At 67.6% G+C, this 22060-nt stretch carries 20 protein-coding genes; 11 read left to right on the top strand and 9 right to left on the bottom strand.

Annotated elements, in window-relative coordinates:
• Window positions 1-48 precede the first annotated feature (48 nt).
• Both LAQ73_RS03325 and LAQ73_RS03320 read right to left on the bottom strand, forming a co-directional pair.
• A complete protein-coding gene (locus LAQ73_RS03325; RefSeq protein WP_224269831.1) occupies window positions 49-1371 on the bottom strand; it encodes an FAD-dependent monooxygenase in 1323 nt (440 codons plus the stop codon).
• 132 nt (window positions 1372-1503) lie between these two features.
• Window positions 1504-2697, bottom strand: coding sequence for a threonine synthase (locus LAQ73_RS03320; protein ID WP_224269830.1), 1194 nt, complete (start codon window positions 2695-2697; stop codon window positions 1504-1506).
• 128 nt (window positions 2698-2825) lie between these two features.
• On the opposite strand from LAQ73_RS03320, the gene LAQ73_RS03315 reads away from it, so the two are divergent.
• Window positions 2826-4112, top strand: coding sequence for an NAD(P)/FAD-dependent oxidoreductase (locus tag LAQ73_RS03315; protein WP_224269829.1), 1287 nt, complete (start codon window positions 2826-2828; stop codon window positions 4110-4112).
• Between the two features lie 11 nt (window positions 4113-4123).
• Here the strand turns inward: LAQ73_RS03315 and LAQ73_RS03310 are convergent, their stop codons facing one another.
• From LAQ73_RS03310 to LAQ73_RS03300, 3 genes are all read right to left on the bottom strand, one after another.
• A complete protein-coding gene (locus LAQ73_RS03310) occupies window positions 4124-5161 on the bottom strand; it encodes an NAD(P)-dependent alcohol dehydrogenase (RefSeq protein ID WP_224269828.1) in 1038 nt (345 codons plus the stop codon).
• A 174-nt stretch (window positions 5162-5335) separates the two neighbouring features.
• Window positions 5336-6433: a glycolaldehyde reductase gene (locus LAQ73_RS03305; RefSeq protein ID WP_224269827.1), complete on the bottom strand. Its 1098-nt coding sequence runs from the start codon at window positions 6431-6433 to the stop codon at window positions 5336-5338.
• 76 nt (window positions 6434-6509) lie between these two features.
• A complete protein-coding gene (locus LAQ73_RS03300; RefSeq protein WP_224269826.1) occupies window positions 6510-7226 on the bottom strand; it encodes a metallophosphoesterase in 717 nt (238 codons plus the stop codon).
• A gap of 100 nt (window positions 7227-7326) precedes the next feature.
• Between LAQ73_RS03300 and LAQ73_RS03295 the strand changes: the two genes are divergently transcribed.
• Window positions 7327-8115: a DUF7839 domain-containing protein gene (locus LAQ73_RS03295; protein ID WP_224269825.1), complete on the top strand. Its 789-nt coding sequence runs from the start codon at window positions 7327-7329 to the stop codon at window positions 8113-8115.
• A 15-nt stretch (window positions 8116-8130) separates the two neighbouring features.
• Here the strand turns inward: LAQ73_RS03295 and LAQ73_RS03290 are convergent, their stop codons facing one another.
• Window positions 8131-8730 (bottom strand): J domain-containing protein, encoded by a 600-nt coding sequence (locus LAQ73_RS03290; RefSeq protein WP_224269824.1) that lies wholly within the window; start codon window positions 8728-8730, stop codon window positions 8131-8133.
• Window positions 8731-8803: 73 nt separating this feature from the next.
• Here LAQ73_RS03290 and LAQ73_RS03285 point away from each other — a divergent pair, with 73 nt between their 5' ends.
• Complete coding sequence (locus LAQ73_RS03285; protein WP_224269823.1) at window positions 8804-9052, top strand: DUF8075 family protein; 249 nt, start codon at window positions 8804-8806, stop codon at window positions 9050-9052.
• Between the two features lie 51 nt (window positions 9053-9103).
• On the opposite strand, the gene LAQ73_RS03280 is transcribed toward LAQ73_RS03285, so the two are convergent.
• The gene (locus tag LAQ73_RS03280; RefSeq protein WP_224269822.1) at window positions 9104-9367 is read right to left on the bottom strand and encodes an MTH865 family protein; all 264 of its coding nucleotides are present in this window, start codon (window positions 9365-9367) and stop codon (window positions 9104-9106) included.
• A 124-nt stretch (window positions 9368-9491) separates the two neighbouring features.
• Here LAQ73_RS03280 and LAQ73_RS03275 point away from each other — a divergent pair, with 124 nt between their 5' ends.
• Both LAQ73_RS03275 and LAQ73_RS03270 read left to right on the top strand, forming a co-directional pair.
• Complete coding sequence (locus LAQ73_RS03275) at window positions 9492-10538, top strand: M42 family metallopeptidase (protein ID WP_224269821.1); 1047 nt, start codon at window positions 9492-9494, stop codon at window positions 10536-10538.
• A 215-nt stretch (window positions 10539-10753) separates the two neighbouring features.
• Window positions 10754-11422, top strand: a complete 669-nt coding sequence (locus tag LAQ73_RS03270; protein ID WP_224269820.1) for a plastocyanin/azurin family copper-binding protein — start codon at window positions 10754-10756, stop codon at window positions 11420-11422.
• Between the two features lie 49 nt (window positions 11423-11471).
• Here LAQ73_RS03270 and LAQ73_RS03265 read toward each other — a convergent pair whose 3' ends face one another.
• A complete protein-coding gene (locus tag LAQ73_RS03265; protein WP_224269819.1) occupies window positions 11472-12527 on the bottom strand; it encodes a glycosyltransferase in 1056 nt (351 codons plus the stop codon).
• Window positions 12528-12601: 74 nt separating this feature from the next.
• Window positions 12602-15805 (bottom strand): hypothetical protein, encoded by a 3204-nt coding sequence (locus LAQ73_RS03260; RefSeq protein ID WP_224269818.1) that lies wholly within the window; start codon window positions 15803-15805, stop codon window positions 12602-12604.
• Window positions 15806-16045: 240 nt separating this feature from the next.
• Here LAQ73_RS03260 and LAQ73_RS03255 point away from each other — a divergent pair, with 240 nt between their 5' ends.
• The 6 genes from LAQ73_RS03255 to LAQ73_RS03230 all read left to right on the top strand — a co-directional run bounded on the left by LAQ73_RS03255 (window position 16046) and on the right by LAQ73_RS03230 (window position 22035).
• Complete coding sequence (locus LAQ73_RS03255; protein ID WP_224269817.1) at window positions 16046-17884, top strand: S9 family peptidase; 1839 nt, start codon at window positions 16046-16048, stop codon at window positions 17882-17884.
• A gap of 83 nt (window positions 17885-17967) precedes the next feature.
• Window positions 17968-18771 carry a ZIP family metal transporter gene (locus LAQ73_RS03250; protein WP_224270710.1) on the top strand — a complete coding sequence of 268 codons (804 nt, stop codon included), beginning with the start codon at window positions 17968-17970 and terminating at the stop codon, window positions 18769-18771.
• 148 nt (window positions 18772-18919) lie between these two features.
• A complete protein-coding gene (locus LAQ73_RS03245; protein ID WP_224269816.1) occupies window positions 18920-19396 on the top strand; it encodes a polymer-forming cytoskeletal protein in 477 nt (158 codons plus the stop codon).
• Window positions 19397-19543: 147 nt separating this feature from the next.
• Complete coding sequence (locus tag LAQ73_RS03240; RefSeq protein ID WP_224269815.1) at window positions 19544-19963, top strand: cobalamin B12-binding domain-containing protein; 420 nt, start codon at window positions 19544-19546, stop codon at window positions 19961-19963.
• The gene (meaB, locus tag LAQ73_RS03235) at window positions 19960-21051 is read left to right on the top strand and encodes a methylmalonyl Co-A mutase-associated GTPase MeaB (RefSeq protein ID WP_224269814.1); all 1092 of its coding nucleotides are present in this window, start codon (window positions 19960-19962) and stop codon (window positions 21049-21051) included. The genes LAQ73_RS03240 and meaB overlap by 4 nt, the downstream gene beginning before the upstream one ends.
• Before the next feature lie 81 nt (window positions 21052-21132).
• Entirely contained in the window at window positions 21133-22035 is a 903-nt protein-coding gene (locus LAQ73_RS03230; RefSeq protein ID WP_224269813.1) for a glycosyltransferase family 2 protein, read from the top strand.
• The last annotated feature ends 25 nt before the right edge of the window (window positions 22036-22060 follow it).

Raw genomic sequence — 22060 nt, 5'->3', positions numbered from 1 at the left:
GGAATTAGACGCGACGAACTATTATATCTGGCGCGGCGAACGGAGCGGTTAGTCCGTCTCCGCTGCGGACTCGTCGGGGGCAAAGCGCGTCGTGTCGACCCGCGGCGGGTCCGGCCCGTACGCGAGCAGCCGCTGCTGATGGCGGGCGAGCGGGGACGGCCCGACGTGCGAGAGTGCGCCGAACGTCGCGCGAAGCGCCGGCACGCGAATCCACCGCGGAACGCGGTAGCCGTGCAGGAGCAGTCCCGTCACGAACGACTCGGTCCGGCGTTGGAGTCGGAGCACCCGCTCGACGGCCGGATACCGCCGCTTCTCGTACGGGCGCAGCCGCTCGGCGGGGAGCGCGCCGTCGCTTCGGTCCGTCTCCGCGAGCGCCGTCGCAATCGTCTCGTGGGCGACGACGGCGTCCTGAACGGCGAGGCTGTTGCCCTGCCCGCCGAACGGCGAGGCGACGTGGGCAGCGTCGCCGAGGAGTAGCAAGCCGTCGTCGACCCAGCGGTCGCAGAGCCCCGGTTCGACGTGCAGCAGCGAGCAGTCCTCGAAACCCCCGAGCTGGGTCTCGACGGTGCCGTGGAGGTCGGGGTCGACGGAGACGAGGTCCCGGCGGAACGCCTCGATCCCCTGCTCACGGAGGTCACTGTAGCTCCCCTTCTCGATGGGCCACCCGCACTGGGCGACCGAGTCGCTGAGCGGCGCGTACACGAGGATACCCGACTCGCCGACGCGCAGTTGCGTCGTCACGTCGATGCTGGCGTCTTCGAGTTTGAACCAGACGATTTCGAGTTTCGACTCCAGCAGTCCCGCGTCGATTCCCGCCGCCTTCCGAACCGTCGAGTAACGACCGTCCGCGCCGACGACGAGGCGGCTTTCGACTTCGAGGTCGACGGTCGCCTCCCGGTCGCGCGCGTCGACGCCGACGACCCGTTCGCCCGACGTTCGAACGTCGGTCACCGCCGTCGACGGCCGAAACGAGAACGTCTCGAACTCGCTGGCCCGCTCGACGAGCAGTTCCAAGAGCGGCGGTTGGTCCATCAGTAGGAGGTAGTCCTCCCGCGGCGAGACGTCCGTGAAGTCGAGGAGCCGGTATCGTCGACCGTACACCGAGGCGTACGCCCGCCGCACTCGCTCGTGCGGTAAGTCGAGCACGTCGTCGAGGAAACCGAGTTGGTCGAACGCCCACGCCACGTACGGCTGGAAGCCGAAACCGCGGAACTCCCGGTCGAGCGTCGCGTTGCGTTCGAGCAAAAGCGTCTCGACGCCGCTGCGGGCGAGCACGTAGCTCAGGACGCATCCGGCGGGACCGGCCCCGACGACGACCACGTCGGGGGTCAGGCGTTCCGTTCCTGTTTCGGGTGTCGCGTTCGCGGTCATGGTTGGTCCGTCGCGCGCAGTCCGCCTCGACGGTCGAACTGAGAGCGAGGAGAGTACGACCGGCGGCGGGAAAAGCGCGCGGTGGTGTCGGGTTCGGTCGTCAGTCGCGGTCGTCGGTCGCGTGGTTCCGACTCAGATACCCTGTCCCATCAGGTGACTGCGGAGCACGTCGGGCGTCTTCAGTCCCGATTCGGTGTTGACGAGGACGACGGTGTCGTCGTCGCCAAGTCTCCCTTCTTCCGCGAGGCTCCACGCGCCCGCCGGGGCCGCCCCGCCCGCCAGCCCGACCTCGATGGCCTCGTGTTGGGCCGCGGCGACAGCGGATGCGAGAATGTCGTCGTCGGAGACGGCGACGGCGTCGCCGCCGGCCTCGTCGAGCGCCGCGAGCGCGAGTTCGCCGCCTTCGGGGTCCGGCACTTCGAGTTCGCCGACGATGGTGTCCGGCAGCTCCCACGGTTCAATACGCTCGTCGCCGCGTTCGACGGCGGCGACGACGGGCGCGCACTTCTCGGGTTGGACCGCGTACAGCGGCGGCACGTCGTCGACGAGTCCGACTTCGCGGAGTTCGCGGAACCCCTTTTCGAGACCGACGACGAGTTCGCCCGTCGAGGCGGGGACGACGACGGCGTCCGGAATCTCGCCGTCGAGGTCCGCGACCAGCTCGAACGCGAGCGTCTTCGCACCCTCGTGGCGGTACGGCGTCGTGAACTCCTGCAGCGAGTAGTACTCGGTCGCCAGTTGCTCGTCGACGGCGTCTTTCGCCTGCGGATAGCGCCCGCCGACGACGCGCATCTCGCCGCCGTGGACGTTGATCATCGCCTTGTTCGAGAAGGCCGACCGGGAGGGGACGAACGAGTACGAGCGGAGGCCGACGCGCCCGGCGTACGCCGCCGCTGCCTGTCCGGCATTACCCGGCGTCGCCAGCGCGAGCGGTTCGATATCGTCGTCCGCGGCGTGCTGGGCGGCGGCGGTCAGCGCGAGGCTCATCCCCCGGTCGAGGAACGTCCCGGTCGGGTTGCGTCCCTCGTCCTTCACGACGACGCGTCCGACGCCGAGTTCCTCGGCGAGTCGCGGCGCGTCGACGAGCGGCGTCCGTCCCTCGGCGGCGCTGACGGCGTCGCTCGCCGAGAACGGAAGAAGCGCGTCGAACGCCCACATTCCCCGCGTCTCGCCCGCGAACGACTCCCAGTCGGCGTCGACCGCGTCGTAATCGTACTGCGCGTCGAGCGGTCCGCCGCAGTCGGGGCAGCGGCCGGCTACCTCCGCACCGTGGACCGTCCCGCAGTCGACGCACGCCAGTCCGGAGAACGCCTCGCTAGTCTGCATACCGGCCGTTGCGACGGCACCGACTAATCGCTTCCCGTTGGGCGGAGGCGTCCGACGCCGGGTGGGAGGACGACTCCCGGACCGACTCGTCAGGTGATGCTTTGTATCGCGCCACTCAACAGTGGTGTATGCCAGACGATACAGCCGTCTCCGTCGTCGGCGCGGGTCTCGCGGGCCTCGTCGCCGCTCGCCACCTCGCCGACGCGGGGTTCGACGTGACAGTATACGAGGAACGCGAGGACGTCGGGGGCCGCGTCCGAACCGAACACGAAGGCGGGTACACGTTCGACTGCGGTTTTCAAGTGCTCTTCACCGCCTACCCCGCAGTCCAGCGGGAGCTCGACCTCGACGCGCTGAACCTGCGGACGTTCTCGCCCGGCGCGGTCATCGCGCGACCCGGCAAGCGCTCGGTGCTGTCGGACCCGCTTCGGGACCTCAGCTCCCTGCCGGAGACGCTTCGCAACGACGAGGTGACGCTCTGGGACAAGGCGCGGACGCTCGCGCTCCGTCAACACGTCTCCAGTGGCCGCGAGTCGGAGTTTTTCACCGGTTCCGAGCCGTCGATTCGAGAGTACCTCGAAAACTGGGGCTTCTCGGACGACTACATCGAGAACTTCGTCGCCCCCTTCTACGGCGGTATCACGCTCGACCGGTCGCTCGGCAGTTCCAAATCCGTCTTCGAGTACACATTCCGGTCGCTCTCGCGGGGGAAAATCGGCGTCCCCGCAGCGGGGATGGGGGCGGTTCCCGAGCAGTTGGCGGCCAAGGCGCGGGAGGCGGGCGCGGAGATTCGTCTCGGGGAGTCGGTCGAGACCGTCGAAGGAGCCAGCGAGGACGACGGTGTCGCGGTCACCGTCGACGGCGAGCAAGTCGAGTCCGAGGCCGTCGTCGTCGCCGCGGACCCGAAGACGGCGCGCGACCTCACGGGCGTCGAGTCGATTCCGACCGAGGGAACCGGCTGCGTCACCCAGTACTACGCGATTCGCGGCGGCGCGTCGCTCGGGACCGACCGCAAACTGCTGTTGAACGCGGGCGACGCCACGCCCAATACGGTCGCGCCGCTCTCGGAGGTCGCTCCGGAGTACGCGCCGAAGAACACGGTGTTTCTCAGCGCGACGTTCCTCGGGAAAAACGCCCAGAGCGCCGAGGAGGAGACGCTGTTCGAGCGGACGCGCGAGGAGCTGTCGGCGTGGTACCCCGACCGGACGTTCGACGGACTCCGCCTCCTGAAAACGACGCGCGTCCCGTTCGCACAGTTCGTCCAGCCGCCGGGAATCTACGAGACGCTCCCGGACGCGGACGACCCCGAGGGGTGGGTGTATCTCGCGGGCGACTACACCGAGTGGTCGTCGATTCAGGGCGCGATGGAGAGCGGGGCGAAGGCGGCGCGGGCGGTCGTCGAGGACCTGCAGTAGGTCAGACCGACTTACGGCGTGATGACCGCGCGTCCCTCGATTTCGCCGTGTTCGAGCTTCTCCGCGACGGCGTTCACGTCGTCCAAATCGTAGCGCGACGTGTGCAGTTCGACGTCGCCGCGGTCGACCAGCGAGACGAGTTCCTGCAGTTCGGTGTACCTGCCGACGATGTTGCCGCGGAAACTGAACTCGCCGTTGACGAGCGCCTGCGACGGTTCGTGGATGTGGCCGCCGTAGCCGATGATGTGGTGGTCGCCGCCGGCGGAGACGATTTCTGGGGCGAGCGCCGTCGTCTGGTCTGCGCCGACGAAGTCGAGTACCTGCCGCGCGCCCGCGCCGTCGGTGAGGTCGTCGACGACCGATGCCACATCCTCGCTCGAGGAGTTCACCGTCTCGTGCGCGCCAAGTTCGGTCGCGAGCTCCAGCGCCTCGTCCTTCAGGTCGACGGCGACGATGTTCGCGGCGCTCATCGCGTTCAGGCACTGCAGGCCGATGTGGCCGAGGCCCCCGATACCGATGACGACGGCGTGGTCACCGGGGTTCAGTTCGCGGACGGCCTTCTTCGCGGCGTGGTACGCGGTGATACCGGCGTCGGCGTGCGGTGCGATGTCGGTGGTGTCGGTTCCTCCGGGAAGCGGAATCACCGACCGCTGAGAGGTGAGCAGATACTCGGCGAAGCCGCCGTCGCGGTTCAGCCCCGGAAATTCGAGATTCTCGCAGTACATGTCCTCGCCCATCCGACAGGCGCGGCAGACGCCGCAGGTCATCACCGGGTGGCAGATGACCGAGTCGCCTTCCGAAATCGTCTCGACGCCGTCGCCGATCTCGACGACCGTTCCGGCGTTCTCGTGGCCGAGCGTCATCGGGAGCTGTTGGTCCATGTAGTCGGTCCACATCCCCTCGATGACGTGGTTGTCCGTCTGGCACCAGCCGGCGCCCTCGACTTCGATGACGACCTCTCCGTGGCCGGGGTCCGGTCGGTCAACCTCGTCTATCGACAGCGCGTGCTCCATGTCGTCGGTGAACTCGTGTAATCTCGCAGCTTGCATCGTGGTAGCTACTGACACTCGGAGAACGCATAGATGTTTACAGACGTACACCACTACCGGAGATTCTTCGCTCGGACGGTGTTTCTCGTAGCGAGACGAGGAAAAGAGAGCGAGCGGCTCGAACGGTTGCGGTGGCTGACGCGCGCGGACGCCCTCGGCGACTCCGCCTCCGGTTCAGCGTTCTCGGACCTGCCGACCGAGCGCGTCCGCGGTCAACAGCGCGTCGCGGACCATCGAGGGTTCGACCGAGAACGGCTCGTTGTGGATGGTCTCGTCCTCGTCGCAGGCGGCCTCGGCAACGCGGTCGAGGTCGTCGCGGCTCGGGTCTTCGAGGCCGATGTCTTCGAGTGTCACCGGGAGGCCGACCGCCGCGGAGAACTCGACGATATCTTGGACGAACGCGTCGCTCTTTCCCTCCAAGACGAGTTGCGTCAGCGTCCCGATGTTCACTTTCTCGCCGTGGGTAGCGTCGTGCGTCGCCTCCAACTGCGTCAGGCCGTTGTGTATCGAGTGCGCCGCCGCGAGGCCGCCGCTCTCGAATCCGAGACCGCTCAGAAGCGTGTTCGCCTCGGTCACGGCTTCGACGCTCTCGGTTACAGCGTCGCGCTCGACGGCCTGCACCGCCGAGAGCGCGTGATCGCGGAGGGTCTCGTAGCAGAGTTCCGCCAGGGCGTGGCCGCTGCGCGTCGGTCGCTCGCCGAAGATGGTCGCCCCCGTCGACCGGTAGGTCGCGTCGGCTTCGAACCACGTCGCGAGCGCGTCGCCGACGCCGGAGACGAAGAATCGCGCCGGGGCCGCCGCGACGAGCGCGGTGTCGACGAGCACGAGGTCGGGATGCGACGAGTAGAACCGGTACCGCTCGAACTCGCCGTGTTCGCTGTAGATGACCGAGAGGCTGCTCGTCGGCGCGTCCGTCGAGGCGACGGTCGGCATCGAGACGACGGGGATGTTCGCGTCCTCCTTGACGGCTTTCGCGGTGTCGAGCGTCTTCCCGCCGCCTGCGCCGACGATGAAATCGACGCCCTGCGCTTCGGCTTCGTCGGTGACTCGCTCTATCTCCGTCTCGGACGCTTCGCCCTCGAACGTGACCGTCGAGAGCTCGATGTCGGCGTCTTCGAGGCTCGACCGCACCGTCTCCTCGACGATGTCGAGGACGATTTCGTCGGCGAGCAGCAGCGCCGACTCGCCGAACTCGGAGGTGTGCTCGCCGAGTTGCTCGGCGACGCCTGCTCCCTGTACGTAGCTGGCCGGAGATTTGAACACTCGTGCCATGGGTGATGGGCCAACGGAGGGTCATAAACCAGTTCGCTCTGCGCGAAACGAGGTTCCGATTCGAAAACAGGTCGGCTCAGAGCAGTCGCCGTAACTTTCCGAGCGGGGGAAACTGCAGCGCCTCGTCCGACGCTTCGTCGTAGACCAGCGGTCGAAGCGCGTCGGCGTTCGTGACCAACGGCGACTGGAAGTCGCGGGTCCGCATCCCGTTGATCTCGACGCCCGGCGCGAGGCGGTTGAACGCCGGGAGCATCACCACGTCGCTTCCGCGGTAGGCTCCGGGTCCGTAGAGGGCGCAGGGTCGGCGCTGGCCTTCGATAGCGATGGTCGGGTGGTCGTGTCCGACGACGTAGCAGTCGGCGACCCCCTCGGGTTCCTCGTGGCCGTGGCAGACGAGTATCTCCTCGTCACCGTCGTCGTCGCGTTCGCCGCCGGGTCGGTACTCGTCGTGAATCGGTCCCTCCCACACCGACGACAGCATCGCGTCGTGGTTCCCGGCGACGAGGACGGGCCGAGCGCCGCGGTCGCGGCAGGCGGCGGCCAGCCCGTCGAGGCTCTCCGCCGTCGCCGCAGACGCGCGACCGAACGAGTGGAGCACGTCGCCCGCGAAGACGACCTCGGTGGGCGAGAACCGGTCGAGCAGCGCGGTGAGTCTGGCGCGGAGATCCTCGCGTTCACCCAGCGGGAACTCCACGTCGGAGGCTTCGTCGCGTCCGACGTGGAGGTCGGCGACGACGAGCGTCCCGCTCGCGGGGAAGAAAACCGCGCGGTCGCCGACGACGAACTCGGGCACGTGAGCGGAGAGAACCGCGGTCGTCAAATCGGTGCTGTTCTCCGGTCGAGAGCGCCGCCGCGACGGTGACTTTTTCACGCCGCCGGTCTACCCTGGCGACATGAGCGACGCCCTGCAGGACAAACGCACGGCCACGCGATTCCGAATCCTCGCCGAAATCGCGGACCGACAACCGGCGGTGAGCCAGGGCGAGATCGCCTCGGCGGTCGGCGTCACCAGCCAAGCCGTCTCGGAGTACATCCGCGAGCTCGTCGACGAGGGGCTCGTCGACAAGGAGGGCCGGTCGCGCTACCGCGTGACGAAGGAGGGCGTCGACTGGCTCTTTCGGGAGGCGAAGTCGCTGCGGCGCTACGCCGAACACGTGACCGAGGACGTCCTGGAGAGCGTCCAGGAGGACGCCGCCATCGCCACCGACGACGTCGAGGTCGGCGACCCCGTCTCGCTGTCGATTCGCGGGGGGTTGCTGCACGCGACACCCGGCGACGAAGGCCCGGCGACGGGGGTTGCGACGACTGCCGCCGAGGCCGGAACCGACGTGGGCGTCACCGGGTTCGAGGGCGTCATCGAGATGGATGCCGGAGGCGTCACCGTCGTCCAAGTGCCGGCGGTTCGAACGGGCGGCAGTCGCGCCGTCGACGCGGACGCGCTCGCCGAACGGTGCGGCGACGTCGACGTCGTCGTCGCCTCGGGCGTCGAAGCGACCGTCGCGCTCCGCTCGGCGGGCGTCGAGCCCGCGGTCACCGTCGCCGCGGGCGAAGTCGCCGCCGCCGCCGCGGCGCGCGGGCAGTCCGTTCTCGTCGTCGCCACGATGGACGCCGTCGGCCGCGTCACCGACGCGCTCCGAGACGAGGATATCTCACACGAGGTCAAAGAGCTCGACGGCCGCTGAGTTCTCTCCCCGTGTTCACGCTTCGGTGTGGTCTTTCGCCGTCGTGTACGCCTCTCGGACGCGTTTGAACTCCGCCTCGTTGCCGCCGTGGTCGGGGTGGGCGCGTTTGACTTGCGAGCGGTACGCGGCCTTCACGTCGTCGGCGCTGGCCGTCGCCGGGAGGCCGAGGCGCTCGAACGCTTCGGCGATGGGATCGTCGAGGTCGGCCAGTTCGGGTTCGAGCTCCGGCACCTCGAACGGGAGTCGCCGCCCGAGCTGCGCGCCGGGCATCTCGTGTTCGCAGAGCACGGCGTAGGTTCCGGCGCGTTCGATGCGGAAGTACGCTTGCGCGTCGAACGTGATGGCGACGTCCCGTGAAGGGAGGTAGAAGGCGACTGTCTGTCCGTGGACCGGGTGGTCCTCAGCAAACGGTTCGCCGATGGCGGTGAGGTACTCCCGAATCTCGGCGCGGCGTCGGGTCGTTCCGTCGGTTTTCGCGCTCTCGTCGACGGGGGCCGTCGGAAACAGTCGTCCGCCGACGACGAACACGCCGGCGGCGAACACCGAAGCCACCGCTCCGAAGAAGAGGCCGACGAGCAGCCACGGGGGAAACAGAGCGAGCCACTCCGAAAGCACACTCGTGGTTGGGCGCGAGCGATTAAGAATCGCTCGCCCGGGAAGCTTTGTCGGCCGCGGTCGTAGCGACGCTGTGACAATCATCCGATTCGAGGCGGCGGACAGTCCCGAGCGCACCCAAATCGGCGAGGGACTCACGCGTCCTGCGGTCGAAGCCGAGCGTCTCGAAACCGGCCGCGCAGAGGGGAAGTACTTCCTTCGGCACGACGACGGCTGTGCGGTGTGCGGCCGTGCCATCGAGACCGGTGACCCGTTCTATCTCGACTCCGAGGCGGGCGAGGTGCTCTGTGAGGGACACGGTCGGAAGCGACGCGGCGACTGAGCCGCTACGCGCCGCTGGTCACAGAAGAAAATCGGAAGCAACTCCCGGATATTAGAGCATCCCTTCGGCGCGCAGGCCTTCCATCACGTCGTCGACGAGGCTCTCGGCGTTGTCGTACGGGAAGTTCTGGTGGCTCCCGAGTTTCGCCGCCATCTCCATCGCGGTGAAGCTCACGTCGCCCGCCTCGAAGCGCGTGCCCGGCCCGTTGGGAAGCGCGGGAACGAGGTCCATCTGGTTGCTGACCGGGTAGTCTGCGCCCTCGAAGGCTTCCTGCAGCTGCGCGCGGAGTTCCGCTTCGGTAGAGTCGTCTGCCATAGCTATCCATGGACGTATCCGGCGCAAAAACGTTCCGGAACCATGAAGAACGAGTTGTGAGTTGTTTCACGGCACCGACCGCCGGGACCCATGTGCTTTTCCTCCCGGGTCGGTCACCACCAGCATGGATTTCGACTTCGAACTTCTGCAGGAACTCACGGAGACGAGCGGCGTCCCCGGGTACGAGGACCGAATCCGAGAGCTCGTCCGCCGCGAACTCGAAGCGAGCACCGACCGCGTCAGCTCCGACGCCATGGGCAACGTCGTCGGCACTATCGAGGGAGAGAGCGACTACAGCGTCGCCATCGCGGCCCACATGGACGAAATCGGCTTCATGGTCCGCCACATCACCGACGAGGGCTTCCTTCAGCTCGACCCCCTCGGCGGCTTCGACGCCCGCGTCCTCCGCGCCCAGCGCGTCACCGTCCACACCGAAGACGGCGACCTGCCGGGCGTCATCGGGTCCGTTCCCCCACACACGCTCTCCGAGGAGCAGCGCGAGAAGAAAGAGAAAGTCGAGGACGTCCACGTCGACCTCGGTCTCTCCGGCGACGACGTCCGCGAGCGCGTCTCTCGCGGTGACCTCGTGACGATGGACCAGACGACCGTCGAACTCGGCGACCACGTGACGGGGAAGGCGCTCGACGACCGCATCTGCGTGTTTACGATGCTGGAGGCGGCCCGTCGCATCGAGAACCCCGAGGTGACGATTCACTTCGCGGCGACGGTACAGGAGGAGGTCGGCATCCGCGGCGCGACGGCGCTCGGCGGCGACCTCGACCCCGATCTGGCCGTCGCGCTCGACGTCACCGTCGCAAACGACGTGCCGGACTTCGACGACGCCGACTACGTCACCGAGCTCGGCGAGGGGACGGCGATCAAACTCAAGGATTCGAGCGTCATCACGAACCCGAAGGTCCACCGGCGACTCCGTTCTGTGGCCGAAGACCGGGAAATTCCGTACCAACTGGAGATCCTCCCCGCGGGCGGGACGGACACCGCCGGCTTCCAGAACACTCACGGCGCGAAGCCGGTTGGTGCGCTGTCGATTCCGACCCGCTACCTCCACACGGTCACCGAGAGTGCCCACGTCGACGACGTGTCGGCGACTATCGATCTCCTGACGGCGTTCTTGGAGACCGAGACCGGCAAGCACGACTACACGCTCTGAACAGGTCGCTCGTCGGACTCCCGTCGGCTGACGAGTGCTGGCGTACAGGCGGCCACAGCGTCGACTCCGCGGTCGGTGGGCCGCACACTCGCCTCGTTCGGCCGCGGTGATTCTCAGCGCACGGCCGCGATGGTCCCGTCTTCGCATATGAATCTCCGTCCGTGGGGCGGGTGCGAACCAAAGTATTCACTACCGCCCGTTTCTAACTCGCCATCATGAGCAAGGACGCTATCTCGCGGCGCACGTTCCTCCGGGCAACGGCCGGTGCGACCGCGACAGTTGCGGGGGCGACGACCGCGGCCGCTCAAGAGGACGGAAACGGAACTGCCGGAAACGAGTCGTCCGGCAACGAAACCGCGGGTAACGAGTCCGCCGGAAACGAGTCGTCCGGCAACGGGTCCGCTGGAAACGAATCGTCCGGCAACGAGTCCGCGGGCGGCTCCGGTGGTGGCGGCGGCACGGAGACTGTCACGGTCGGTGCCGGAAGCGACGGCCTCTCGTTCGACCCCTCCGAACTCTCCATCCAACCGGGGACGACGGTCGTCTTCGAGTGGGCTTCCAACGGCCACAACGTCGTTCCAAACGAGGGCGACTGGGGCGAGGAGGAGATTCACGACGAGGGCTACTCATTCGAGCACACGTTCGAGGAGGAGGCGACGTACGAGTACGTCTGCGAACCGCACGAGGACGCCGGGATGGTCGGGACGATAGAGGTCAGCCAAGACGCCGGAAGCGGCGGCGGCGGTGGCGGCGGCGGCGGGTCCAGTGCTCCGTCGGTCCCCGACAGCGCCAAATCCCTCGGCGTTGCGACGACGTTCTCGATGGTCGCGACGCTCGGTCTCGGTTACTTCTTCATCAAGTACGGCGGCGACTACGAGTCGTAGACGAACCCGCTCGTACCGCTCGCGTTTTACGAGTCGACCGGAGAACCGGTCAGAACAGCCCGTAGCCGTCGACGACGCGCTCGTAACAGTCGACGTAGCGTCCGAGCACGTTCTCGCAATCGTACCCGTCGAACGCCTCGTCGTACGTCCAGTGGTCGAACGCGCCGGCGGCGGCGATGCGTTCGGCGATCTCCTGGGGACTGGTCGCCAGCGACCCCCGCTCGCGGCCTTCGACGAGTTCGTGCGCGCTCGATCCGACCTGGTACTCCACGACGCTGACGCAGCCACAGGCGAGCGCCCACAGGAGGTTCCGCGCGAACGGTTCGCGCTCTGCGGTCTGGACGAACACGTGCGCGCCCTTCAGCACCGAGACGAGGTCGGCGTCCGAGAGTTCGCCGAGGAACGCCACTCGGTCGTCGATTCGGAGGTCCCGAGCGGTTCGCTCGGCACGGCCGCGTTCGGGGCCGTCGCCGACGACGACGGCCGACCAGTCTCTGTCGCGCAGCTCCGCCAGCGAGAGCAGGAACGACTCGACGTTCGCGTGCTCGTCGAGGTGGCGCGCGTAAACTAACTGCGCCCGTTCGTCGGCGTCGGTCTCGCGGACGAGCGACGTGTCGATGCACTCGGGGACGACTTCGATGTCGCTCTCGGAGGTGCCGTACTCTCTGACCTGCGTCTTTACCGTCTGCGACGGTACGACGACCAGATCGGCGCGCTTGGCGGCGCGGCGGTAGCCCGAACGGGCGTAGCCGACGTCGTCCCACCAGTCGACGACGACGGGCGTCCGGAGGAACCGACCGGCCGCCTTCGCGGCGGTGACCTGTCCGGGCGGGCTGTTCGTCGCGTGAATCACGTCCGCACCGGCTTTTCGGAGCGCGAACGGGAGTTTCGAGACGAATCCGCGAGTCGTCGGCTCGTCGGTCACCCGTCGGTAGGTTATCTCCTCGTGGTCGAACTCGGAGACGTCGCCGCCCCACCACTGCGCACAGAGCACGACCACCTCGTGGCCGCGGCTCTGGAGAAATCGAATCGTCCGTCGCGTTCGCCGAGTTTCGGGCGTCTCCTCGTGATGCGTCGTGAGCATCGAGACGAACGCGACACGCATACGAAGCGGAATGTCGGGCGGTGATAAAAATCCATGCCATTCGGCTGATACGCCGCGGCGAAAGCGTCGAGCGGCTACCCTGAGCGGCGTCGCAATGCCAGCAACGGAAGCGCGACCAACAGCGCCCACGGAAGTGCGTTCGCGGACGTACTGACCGAACTGGCGAGCAGTTCGGCTGTCGTCGTAGTGTCGTCTTCCGTCGGCGTCTCCGTCTCTTCGTCGGTCGGCGTTTCGGTCGCCGTTTCAGTCGGAGTGTCCGTTTCCGTCTGAGTCTCTGTCGTGGTTTCCGTTGGCGTTTCGGTGTCGGTTTCTGTCGCTGTTGGGGTTTCAGTCGTGGTTTCCGTCGGCGTCCCGGTCGCGGTCTCCGTTGGCGTCTCCGCGCACTCCGCTACCGCTATCTCCGCGGTGTCCGCACCGTTGACCTGTAGTCGGTAGCCGTCACCGCGGACCGCCGAGAACACCACCGTCTCGCCGCCGAAGGTCGGATCTTCGAGAACGCTCGTCTCGCCGGGCGCGAGTTCGACCGAGCGGACCTCCTCGGAGTTCGAGAGGCGATAGCGGACCGTCGCGTTCAGTTCGTTGGGGTTGGTCACGGTCACGACCTCGCAGTCGGTCGATTCGACGACGATGTCCTGTGGTTCCGGACACGGCGCGATTTCGACGTCCGACTGCTCGACGCCGTTGACCGGCACGCGCGCGTCGATCTCGTAGGAGTACGCCGCGAACCGAGTGTCGGTCGGTTCGGCGTTCTCTACCGTGACCGACTCGTTCGGCCCGAGTTCGACGAACTGGATCGGCGGTCCGTCGAGATTCGGGACGACCGAGACGTTGACCGAGAAGTTGTTCGGGTTCGTGATGGTGTACTGCTCGCACGCCTCAGAAACCACGGTGAGTGACTGAATTTCGGGCTGCTCGGGCGGGCAGGGCGTTATTCGCACCGACTCAGTCTCGTTCCCGTTGACGAACACGACCGCTCCGTTGTCGACTCGCTCGGCAGTCAGTTCGACCACCACACTCGCGTTCGGGTTCGGCGGCGAGAGTTCGCTGTCGTTGACGACACGCGTCTCGTTCGGCGCGAGCGTGACGTTCCGGGTCGCCACGGAGTCGTTTTCGACGACGATGTCGTAGGTCACGTTCACCGCGTACGGCTTCGAGCTTTCGAGGACGAACTCCCCGCAGTCGGCCGCTGTCACGTTGATGTTCGGGTCGCCGCCGCAACGGATGCCGTCGAGGCGGGCCTCTTGGTCGCCGTTCACCGGCACCCGCTCGGCGTTGCCGCCATCGCGTTCGGCGGTGACGCGTATCGTCGACTGGTTGAACGAGTCCGCGCCGATAGCCGAGTCGTTGACGAGGCGCGTCTCCCCCGGCGAGAGGACGACGTACTCCGTCTCCGCGTCCGGAACGCCCTCGGTGTCGTAGACGACGGTGTAGCTCACGTTCACCGCGAAATCGTTCGGGTTGGTGAATCTGAGCTGTTCGCAGTCGAGCGACTCCGCGGACACCGACTGCACCGTCGGTCCCGGCCGCTCGGTCGGCGTGTCGCGCGGCCCGTCACCGGTGTCGCCGTCGCCGCCGCTCGGCCCGCCCGGTCGGTCGGTTCCGTCGCCGACGGAGGGTTCCGGCGGTTGCTCGACTTCGCAGCGACCCTGAATCAGGTACGCCGCCCCTGCGCCGGCTTCGACGCCGTCGGCGTACGGCGCGCCGACGAGGATGTCCTCTCTGTCGTCGCCGCTGAGGTCACCCGCCTCGGAGACCCAGAATCCGGCCCGGTCGTTCGGACTCGCGCCGCGGAACGTCGCGTTCGCGTCGGCGAGGCTCTGCGGACCGGCAAGCGCGTCGTCGCCGTAGACGAGGTATGCCGCCCCGGCGTTCGACCCGTTCGTCCCGTTGCGGGGTGCGCCGACCAACACGTCGTCGAACTCGTCGCAGTTCACGTCGCCCGAACCGGCACCGGAGACCGACCACCCGGCCTGGTCGCCGTCGCCGACGCCGTACAGCGTCGCGTTCGCGTCACTCAGCGGGCGCGTCTCGGGCACCGCATCGTCACTGTCGCTGCCCTCGCCGCTCTCGCCGAAGACGATGTACGCCGCGCCGGCGTTCGACCCGTTCGTGTCGTTGCCGGGCGCGCCGACCAGCACGTCGTCGAAGCCGTCCGCGTTCACGTCACCCGCGTCGGAGACGGCGAAGCCGGCGTTGTCGCCCTCGCCCGCGCCGCCGAGTTTCAGCGTCGCGTTCGAGAGCGAGCGCTCGCCCGCCTCGTCGTCGAGCGCGTCGGCGGCGTCGGTGACGACGTACGCGGCCCCGGCGTCGATAGCGCCGTCGCTGCTGTTGTTGCCGCGAGCGCCGACGAGGAAGTCGACTCGACTGTCGTTGTCGAAGTCGCCCGCCGGCGAGAGCGACCACCCCGCCCGGTCGTTCGTCCCCTCGCCGACGTATGTCGCGTTCGCGTTCGTCGCGTTCTCGAACGCGTCCGCCGCGAGCGCGGTGGCGTCGAACGAGTATGCTGCACCCGCGTCGGTCTCGGCGCTGTCGTTGTACGGCGCGCCGACGAGCAGGACCGTCGCGTTCGTCGCGTTGGCGAACCTGTCGCTCCCGTTGCCGAGGACCGCCAGCGACCGACCGAACTCGTCGCCGGTCGCCGGACCCGTGACGGTGACGTTCGCGTCGGCCAGTGAGACGACGCCCGAGCGGTCCTCCGAGCCGAACAGGACGTAGACCGCTCCGGTGCTGCCGTCGACGCCCGGCGCGCCGACGACGACGTCGCTCAGTCCGTCGCCGTCGACGTCGCCCGCAGTAATGCTCGACCCGGCGAGGTCGCCGCCTTCGACCCCGACGAGGGTGGCGTTCGCCTCCGAGACGTTCAGCCGTTCGGCGTCGACGGGACCGTAGAAGAGGTAGACCGCGCCAGCGTCGGGACCGACGTTCGGCGTCCCGTTCGTCGCGTTGCCGCGGTCGGCGCGCGGGGCGCTGACGAGCACGTCGCCTTCGCCGTCGCCGTTCACGTCACCCGCCGGGACGACGCGCCACCCGGTTCGGTCGGTGGCGTTCTGTCCGACGACGGTGGTGTTCGCCGTCGAGAGATTCCGGTCACCCTCGACGGTTCCGCCGAAGGGGTCGCCCGTCTGCTGTGTCTGTGTCGCCTCCGCCGTCGTTTCCTGCGGTTGGATCCCCAGCGCCGCAAGGGGACCGACGCCCGCGAACACCGTCCCGGCGAGAAGCGCGAGGACGACTGCACCGATGGCGTACTTCGACGCTCGCCGTTGTCGGGGTGTGTACATGGGCGGTAGACGAAAATCCGAGTCATTGTTATTTGCTAACAACACACAGGAAATCGCAGCGTGGTCCCGACAGCGGCCCCGAGGGTTCCGAAGGGGCGACTGTCCGGTGTCGGCGAGTACTCGTCCAGGGAAACGAGTAGAGTCGGCGAATTGCGCCGAATCGGCGACTCTCGCGCAGAAATTCTCCGTTACTGGTTCCGCGAGGCGAACCGTTTTGGTAGGGGCGGGACACACCGAGGTATGGAGACGTACGACATCGAGCGGTATCTCAACGTCCGCAGCGCCGGGGGTGCGTCGTTCGGCCCCGAGGGGGTCTTCGACGGGCACGGCGAGCGCATCGCCTTCCTGATGGACACGACCGGCACCCCGCAGGTGTGGAGCGTCGGCGCGCCCGGCGAGTGGCCCGAACAGCACACGTTCTTCGACGAGCGCGTCACCTTCGCCTCGTGGTCGCCCGAGCGACCGGAACTTGTCTTCGGCATGGACGAGGGCGGCAACGAGCGTCAGCAGCTCTACCTGCTCGACGCCGTCAACGGCCAGATTACGGAGCTCACCGCGATGCCGGAGGCCAAACACCGCTGGGGCGGGTGGAGCCACGACGGCGAGCGGTTCGCGTTCACCTCGAACCGCCGCGACGAGTCCGTCTTCGACGTGTACGTCCAGGGCCGCGAAGAGGTCGGCGACGACGCAACGCTCGTCCACGAGGGCAGCGGGTGGCTCACCCTCGGCGGCTGGTCGCCCGACGACGACCGACTCGTCGTCCACGAGGCGTACTCGAACTTCGACATGGACGTCTCCGTGTTGGACCTCGAAACCGGCGACCTCGAACACGTGACACCGCACGAGGGCAACGTTCGCTACCAGAGCGTCGAGTGGTCGCCCGACGGCGAGAGTCTCTATCTCGTCACCGACCGCGACAGCGACACGCTCGATCTGGCTCGACTGGACCTCGAAACCCTGGAATTCACCGTCGTCGAACGCGACGAGCGGTGGAACATCGACGGCGTCGCTATCGACGAGGACACCGGCCGTATCGTCTACTCGCGCAACGTCGACGGTTACACCGAACTCTCGGTCGGCACGCTCGACGGCCCCGACAGCATCGACCCGCTGCCGGACCCGGACCTGCCGAAGGGCGTCGCCGGCGGCGTGAGTTTCAGCCCCGACGCCGAGCGGTTCGCCATCACCGCGACGCGCAGCACCGACAACACGAACGTCCACGTCGTCGACGTGGAGACGGGCGAAACCGAGCGGTGGACCAGCGCGTCGACGGCGGGTATCCCCCGTGACACGTTCGTCGAACCCGAGCTCGTTCACTACCCGACGTTCGACGGCCGCGACATCCCGGCCTTTTTCACCCTGCCCGAACGCGCCGGCGACGAGTCGAAGACGCCCGTCGTCGTCGACATCCACGGCGGTCCGGAGGCCCAGCGCCGCCCCTCCTTCAACGGCGTCAAGCAGTTCCTGCTCAACCACGGCTACGCCGTCTTCGAGCCGAACGTCCGCGGCTCCGCGGGCTACGGGAAAGCCTACGGCCACCTCGATGACGTCGAGAGACGGATGGACTCGGTGAAAGATATCGAGACGGCCGTCGGGTGGCTCCACGACCACCCCTCGGTCGACCCCGACCGCATCGTCGCTATGGGCGGCTCCTACGGCGGGTTTATGGTGCTCGCGTCGGTGACGGAGTACCCCGAACTGTGGGCCGCCGCGATCGACATCGTCGGCATCGCCAACTTCGTCACGTTCCTCGAAAACACCGGCGAGTGGCGGCGCGAACTCCGCGAGGCCGAGTACGGCAGCCTCGAGAAAGATAGGGAGTTCCTCGAATCTATCTCGCCGATTCACAACATCGACCGAATCGAAGCGCCGCTGTTCGTCCTTCACGGCGAGAACGACCCGCGGGTGCCCGTCGGCGAGGCCCACCAGATCGTCGAACGGGCGCGCGAGCGGGGCGTGCCGGTGCGCGAACTCATCTTCGAGGACGAGGGCCACGGCTTCTCGAAGCTCGAGAACCGAAAGACCGCCTACGCCGCCGTCGTGGAGTTCCTCGACGAACACGTCGGGTCGAAGGCCTGAGCCGTCTCGGGGGAACCGTCCGCCCCGCTTCGACACCCGAATTTATCCGCCAGCGCACCGTTCTCTCGGTGACACGATTCGAGATGGTGACGTTCGAAGAGCTGTTCGTCGAGATAGTCGGGACGAACCCCGTCGTACAGGGACTCGCCGGCGGCGTCGTCATCGCGGTGCTCAACACGCTCGGCGCGCTCGTCGTCCTCGTCTGGCGAAATCCGACCGAACGAGCGCTCGACGGCGCGCTCGGCTTCGCCGCGGGCGTGATGCTGTCGGCGAGTTTCACGAGTCTCATCCTTCCCGGCATCGACATCGGCGGCGTCGTCCCCGTCGTCGTCGGTATCGTCCTCGGCGTCGCGGTGCTCGACAGAGCCGACAGTTGGGTGCCGCACGTCCACCTCGTCATCACCGGTCGGGTCCGCGAGGACCCCGGGCGGGGGAACCCGCGGACGGCCTCGGTTATCCTCTTCATCGTCGCCATCACGCTCCACAACATGCCGGAGGGGTTGGCCGTCGGCGTCTCGTTCGGTTCCGGGAACCTCGGCAACGCGCTGGCGCTGACGCTCGCCATCGGAATCCAGAACATCCCCGAGGGCCTCGCCGTCTCCGTCGCGGCGCTGAACGCCGGACTCAGCCGGTACTTCTACGCGGCGCTGACGGGCGTCCGCGCCGGCCTGGTCGAGATTCCGCTCGCCGTCTTCGGCGCGTGGGCCGTCGGTGTCGCGGCGCCGATTCTCCCCTACGCGATGGGCTTCGCCGCCGGCGGGATGCTGTTCGTCATCAGCGACGAGATCGTCCCGGAGACGCACGCCCGCGGCCACGAGCGGATAGCGACGCTCGGAACGATGTTGGGCGTCGTGGTGATGCTGTATCTGGACGTGACGCTCGGGTAGGCCGACTCGCGACTTCACGCGTCACTCGTCTCACGGCGCGGTTTCGACCGAAGCCGCCAGTTCGACTCGCGGCCGCGAACGTCCGGAAACGCGGAGTCTCACGAAACGCCGAAAAAGGGTTATCCCCGCCCGAGGTCCACTTAATTTTGTGGAAAAAACCATCTCTCGTAGACGCCTCCTCGGCGTTGGAGGCGTCGCGGTAGCGGGCGGGCTGACCGGCCAACTCGGAAGCAGCCAACAGCAGGGGGCGCTCGTGATTCGACGCGACGCCGACCGGGACATCCGGACTCGGCGAAGCGTCGTCGTCGCCCCCGGCGTCGAGGTCGACGGCAATATCAACTCGGGCGGCCGCATCAGAGTCAGCCAGAACGCAGAAATCGACGGGGACCTCATGGCGAGGCAACGAGTCGATGTGTGGCGAGAGGCGGAAATCGACGGCAACGTCCGCGCCGGACGCGGCGTCTACGTCGGCCCCGGAGCGGAGATCGACGGCAACGTCGTCGGACCGCGCCGCGTCGTCGTCCGCGAAGACGCCGAGATAGACGGTAACGTCAGAGGGGGGACGGTCGAGGTCGCCGACTCGGCGGAGATCGACGGCGACGTGGTCAGAGTCGGGCGGCGCTAAGCCGTCTGCCCGAATCCGGACCAACGCCCCACCGGCGCGGCGCTCCGGGGATTTTGCTACGGAACGAGTAAACCTCAGGCGGGCTACGCCGCCGATTTTTCGTGAATATCCGTTAGAGTCAAAGCGGCGGATAGCGAATCCGACCCCATGAGCGTAGACGCAGACCAGAGAGCGATTCGGTGTCTCGTGGCGAAGGTCGGACTCGATGGCCACGACCGCGGGGCACACGTCATCGCGCGCGCCTTCCGCGACGCCGGGTTCGAGGTCATCTACTCGGGACTCCACCGCGCACCGGACGAAATCGTCCAGGCCGCGGTGCAGGAGGACGTCGACGTCCTCGGTATCTCCATTCTCTCGGGGGCGCACAACACGCTCGTCCCGAAAGTCATCGACGGCCTGAAGGAGTACGGCGCGTTCGAGGACACGCTCATCCTCGTCGGCGGCATCGTGCCCGACGACGACAAAGAAGAGTTGAAAGAGATGGGCGTCGCCGAGGTGTTCGGTCCCGGGACGCCGATGGCCGACACTATCGAGTTCGTCCGTAACAACGCGCCCGACCGCGCATGAGTCGAACGGAAGAAGCCGACCTCGTCGACCGTCTGCTCGACGGCGACCACCGCGCGCTCGCGCGGACCATCACGAAGATTGAGAACCGCTCGCCGGGCTACCGAGGCCTGGTGTCGGCGCTGCACGAGCACACCGGCGACGCCGAAGTCATCGGCATCACGGGCAGTCCGGGCGCGGGCAAGTCGACGCTCGTCGACAAACTCGCCAAAAGCTACCGCGACCGCGGCGAAACCGTCGGCGTCATCGCCGTCGACCCGTCCTCGCCGTACACCGGTGGCTCCGTTCTGGGCGACCGTATCCGGATGGCGTCGAACGTCGGCGACATGGACGTGTTCTTCCGGTCGATGAGCGCCCGCGGCACCCTCGGCGGCCTCTCGACGGCCACCGGCGACGCCGTGAAGGCCCTCGACGCGTTCGGCAAGGACAAGGTCATCATCGAGACGGTCGGCGCGGGCCAGAACGAAATCGACGTGGTCCGGACCGCCGACACCGTCGTCGTGCTCGTCCAACCGGGCAGCGGCGACGACGTGCAGATGCTCAAGGCCGGCATCCTCGAAATCGGCGACGTGTTCGTCGTCAACAAAGCCGACATGAGCGGCGCGTCGAAAACCGTCGCCGACCTCGAAGAGATGATTCACCTCCAGGGCGACCCGACGGCGAACCTCGACTTGGGTCACCACACGGCCGGCGGCGGGTTCGACGCCCCCGAAGTCGCCGACGGCCCCGGAGAGAACGGGGAGAACGAGGAGAACGGCGAGGGCGACGGAGACGGCGGCTGGACCGACCAGGTCGTCGAGACGGTCGCCACCTCCGGCGACGGCGTCGACGAACTCGTCGAGACGCTGGCGGCACACCGCGAGTACCTCGAACGCTCGGGTCGTCTCACGGAGAAGGCGCGGACGCGCTACGCCGAGGAGATTCGGACGCTGTTGCGCGAGGACACCGGCGCGCTGTTGGAGGACGAAATCGACCGTCGCGGCGGCATGGAGTCGTTCGTCGACGCCGTCGTCGACAGGAAGACCGACCCCTACACCGTCGCCGACGAGTTGGTCGAACCGCTGCGCGACTGTCTCGAAAACGGCGAGTGAGTTCGGGGGCGACCGGTCCCGCCGACAGCGTTCCTCGTCCGACGCTCGACTTTTTGGTCCTCTCCGATGCAGGTTCGGGTAATGGCGAGTGTCATCCTCCCGACGACGACGTGGACCGACTCCTGCGAGTCGCTCGCCGCCCAACTCGGTCCCGACGACGAACTGTTCGTCGTCTGCGACCGGCCGACCGACCCGGTGGCGAGTCACGACGCTCCCGACGGCGTCCGTATCCTCGTCGCGGGCGACCCGGTCGGCTGCTCGGCGAAGGCCAACGCGCTGGCGTACGCGCTCGAACGGGCGGACCAAGAGCGACTCGTCCTCACCGACGACGACGTGCCGCGCGACGACGAGTGGCTGAACCGGATGAAGGCGCTCGGCGAGGAGCACGGCGCGGTGTCGGCGCTCCCGGTGTTCGTCGGCGACGGCTACTGGCGGGCGGTCGAACCGTTTCTCGTGTTCGCCGTCACGCTCGCGGTGTGGGTGGCGAACGCCCCGTGGGGCGGCGGCGTCACCTTCCGGCGCGACCAACTGGACCTCGACGCGTACGTCTCGGATCTGCGCCGGACCGTCAGCGACGACGGCCTGCTGTGGGAGTACCTCGGCGACGAACTGACGACGCTCCGTTCGGAGCTGACGCTCGTGCCGGTCGAAGGCGACCCGCGGACGGTCCACGACCGGCTGGTCCGGTTCGTCAAGATCGTCACCGTCCCGAACCCCGTCGGCGGTGTCGTCGCGTTCGCGTCCGTCTCGCTCGTCGCGCTGTTCTGCCTGGTCGCGCCGATTGTCGCCGCCGCGACGCTGACTGCGGCGACGTACCTCGCGTACCGGTTCTTCGGCGTCGACCGCTCGACGTGGCTGTTGGCGTACCCGTCGGCGCTGCTCGTTTCACTGGCCTTTTGCTACGCGCTCGTCGTGCCGACGTTCCGGTGGGGCGGTCGGCGCTACCGCTGGCGCTCGACGTTCGACGTGACCGTCGTCGACTGAGCTTCGCGCAGATGGGCGTAGCTAT

The sequence above is a fragment of the Haloprofundus salinisoli genome (genome assembly GCF_020097815.1).
GTDB classification, from domain to species: Archaea; Halobacteriota; Halobacteria; order Halobacteriales; family Haloferacaceae; genus Haloprofundus; species Haloprofundus salinisoli.
The sequence above is the reverse complement of the archived record's forward strand: the minus strand, read 5'-3'. Positions and strand labels throughout refer to the sequence as shown.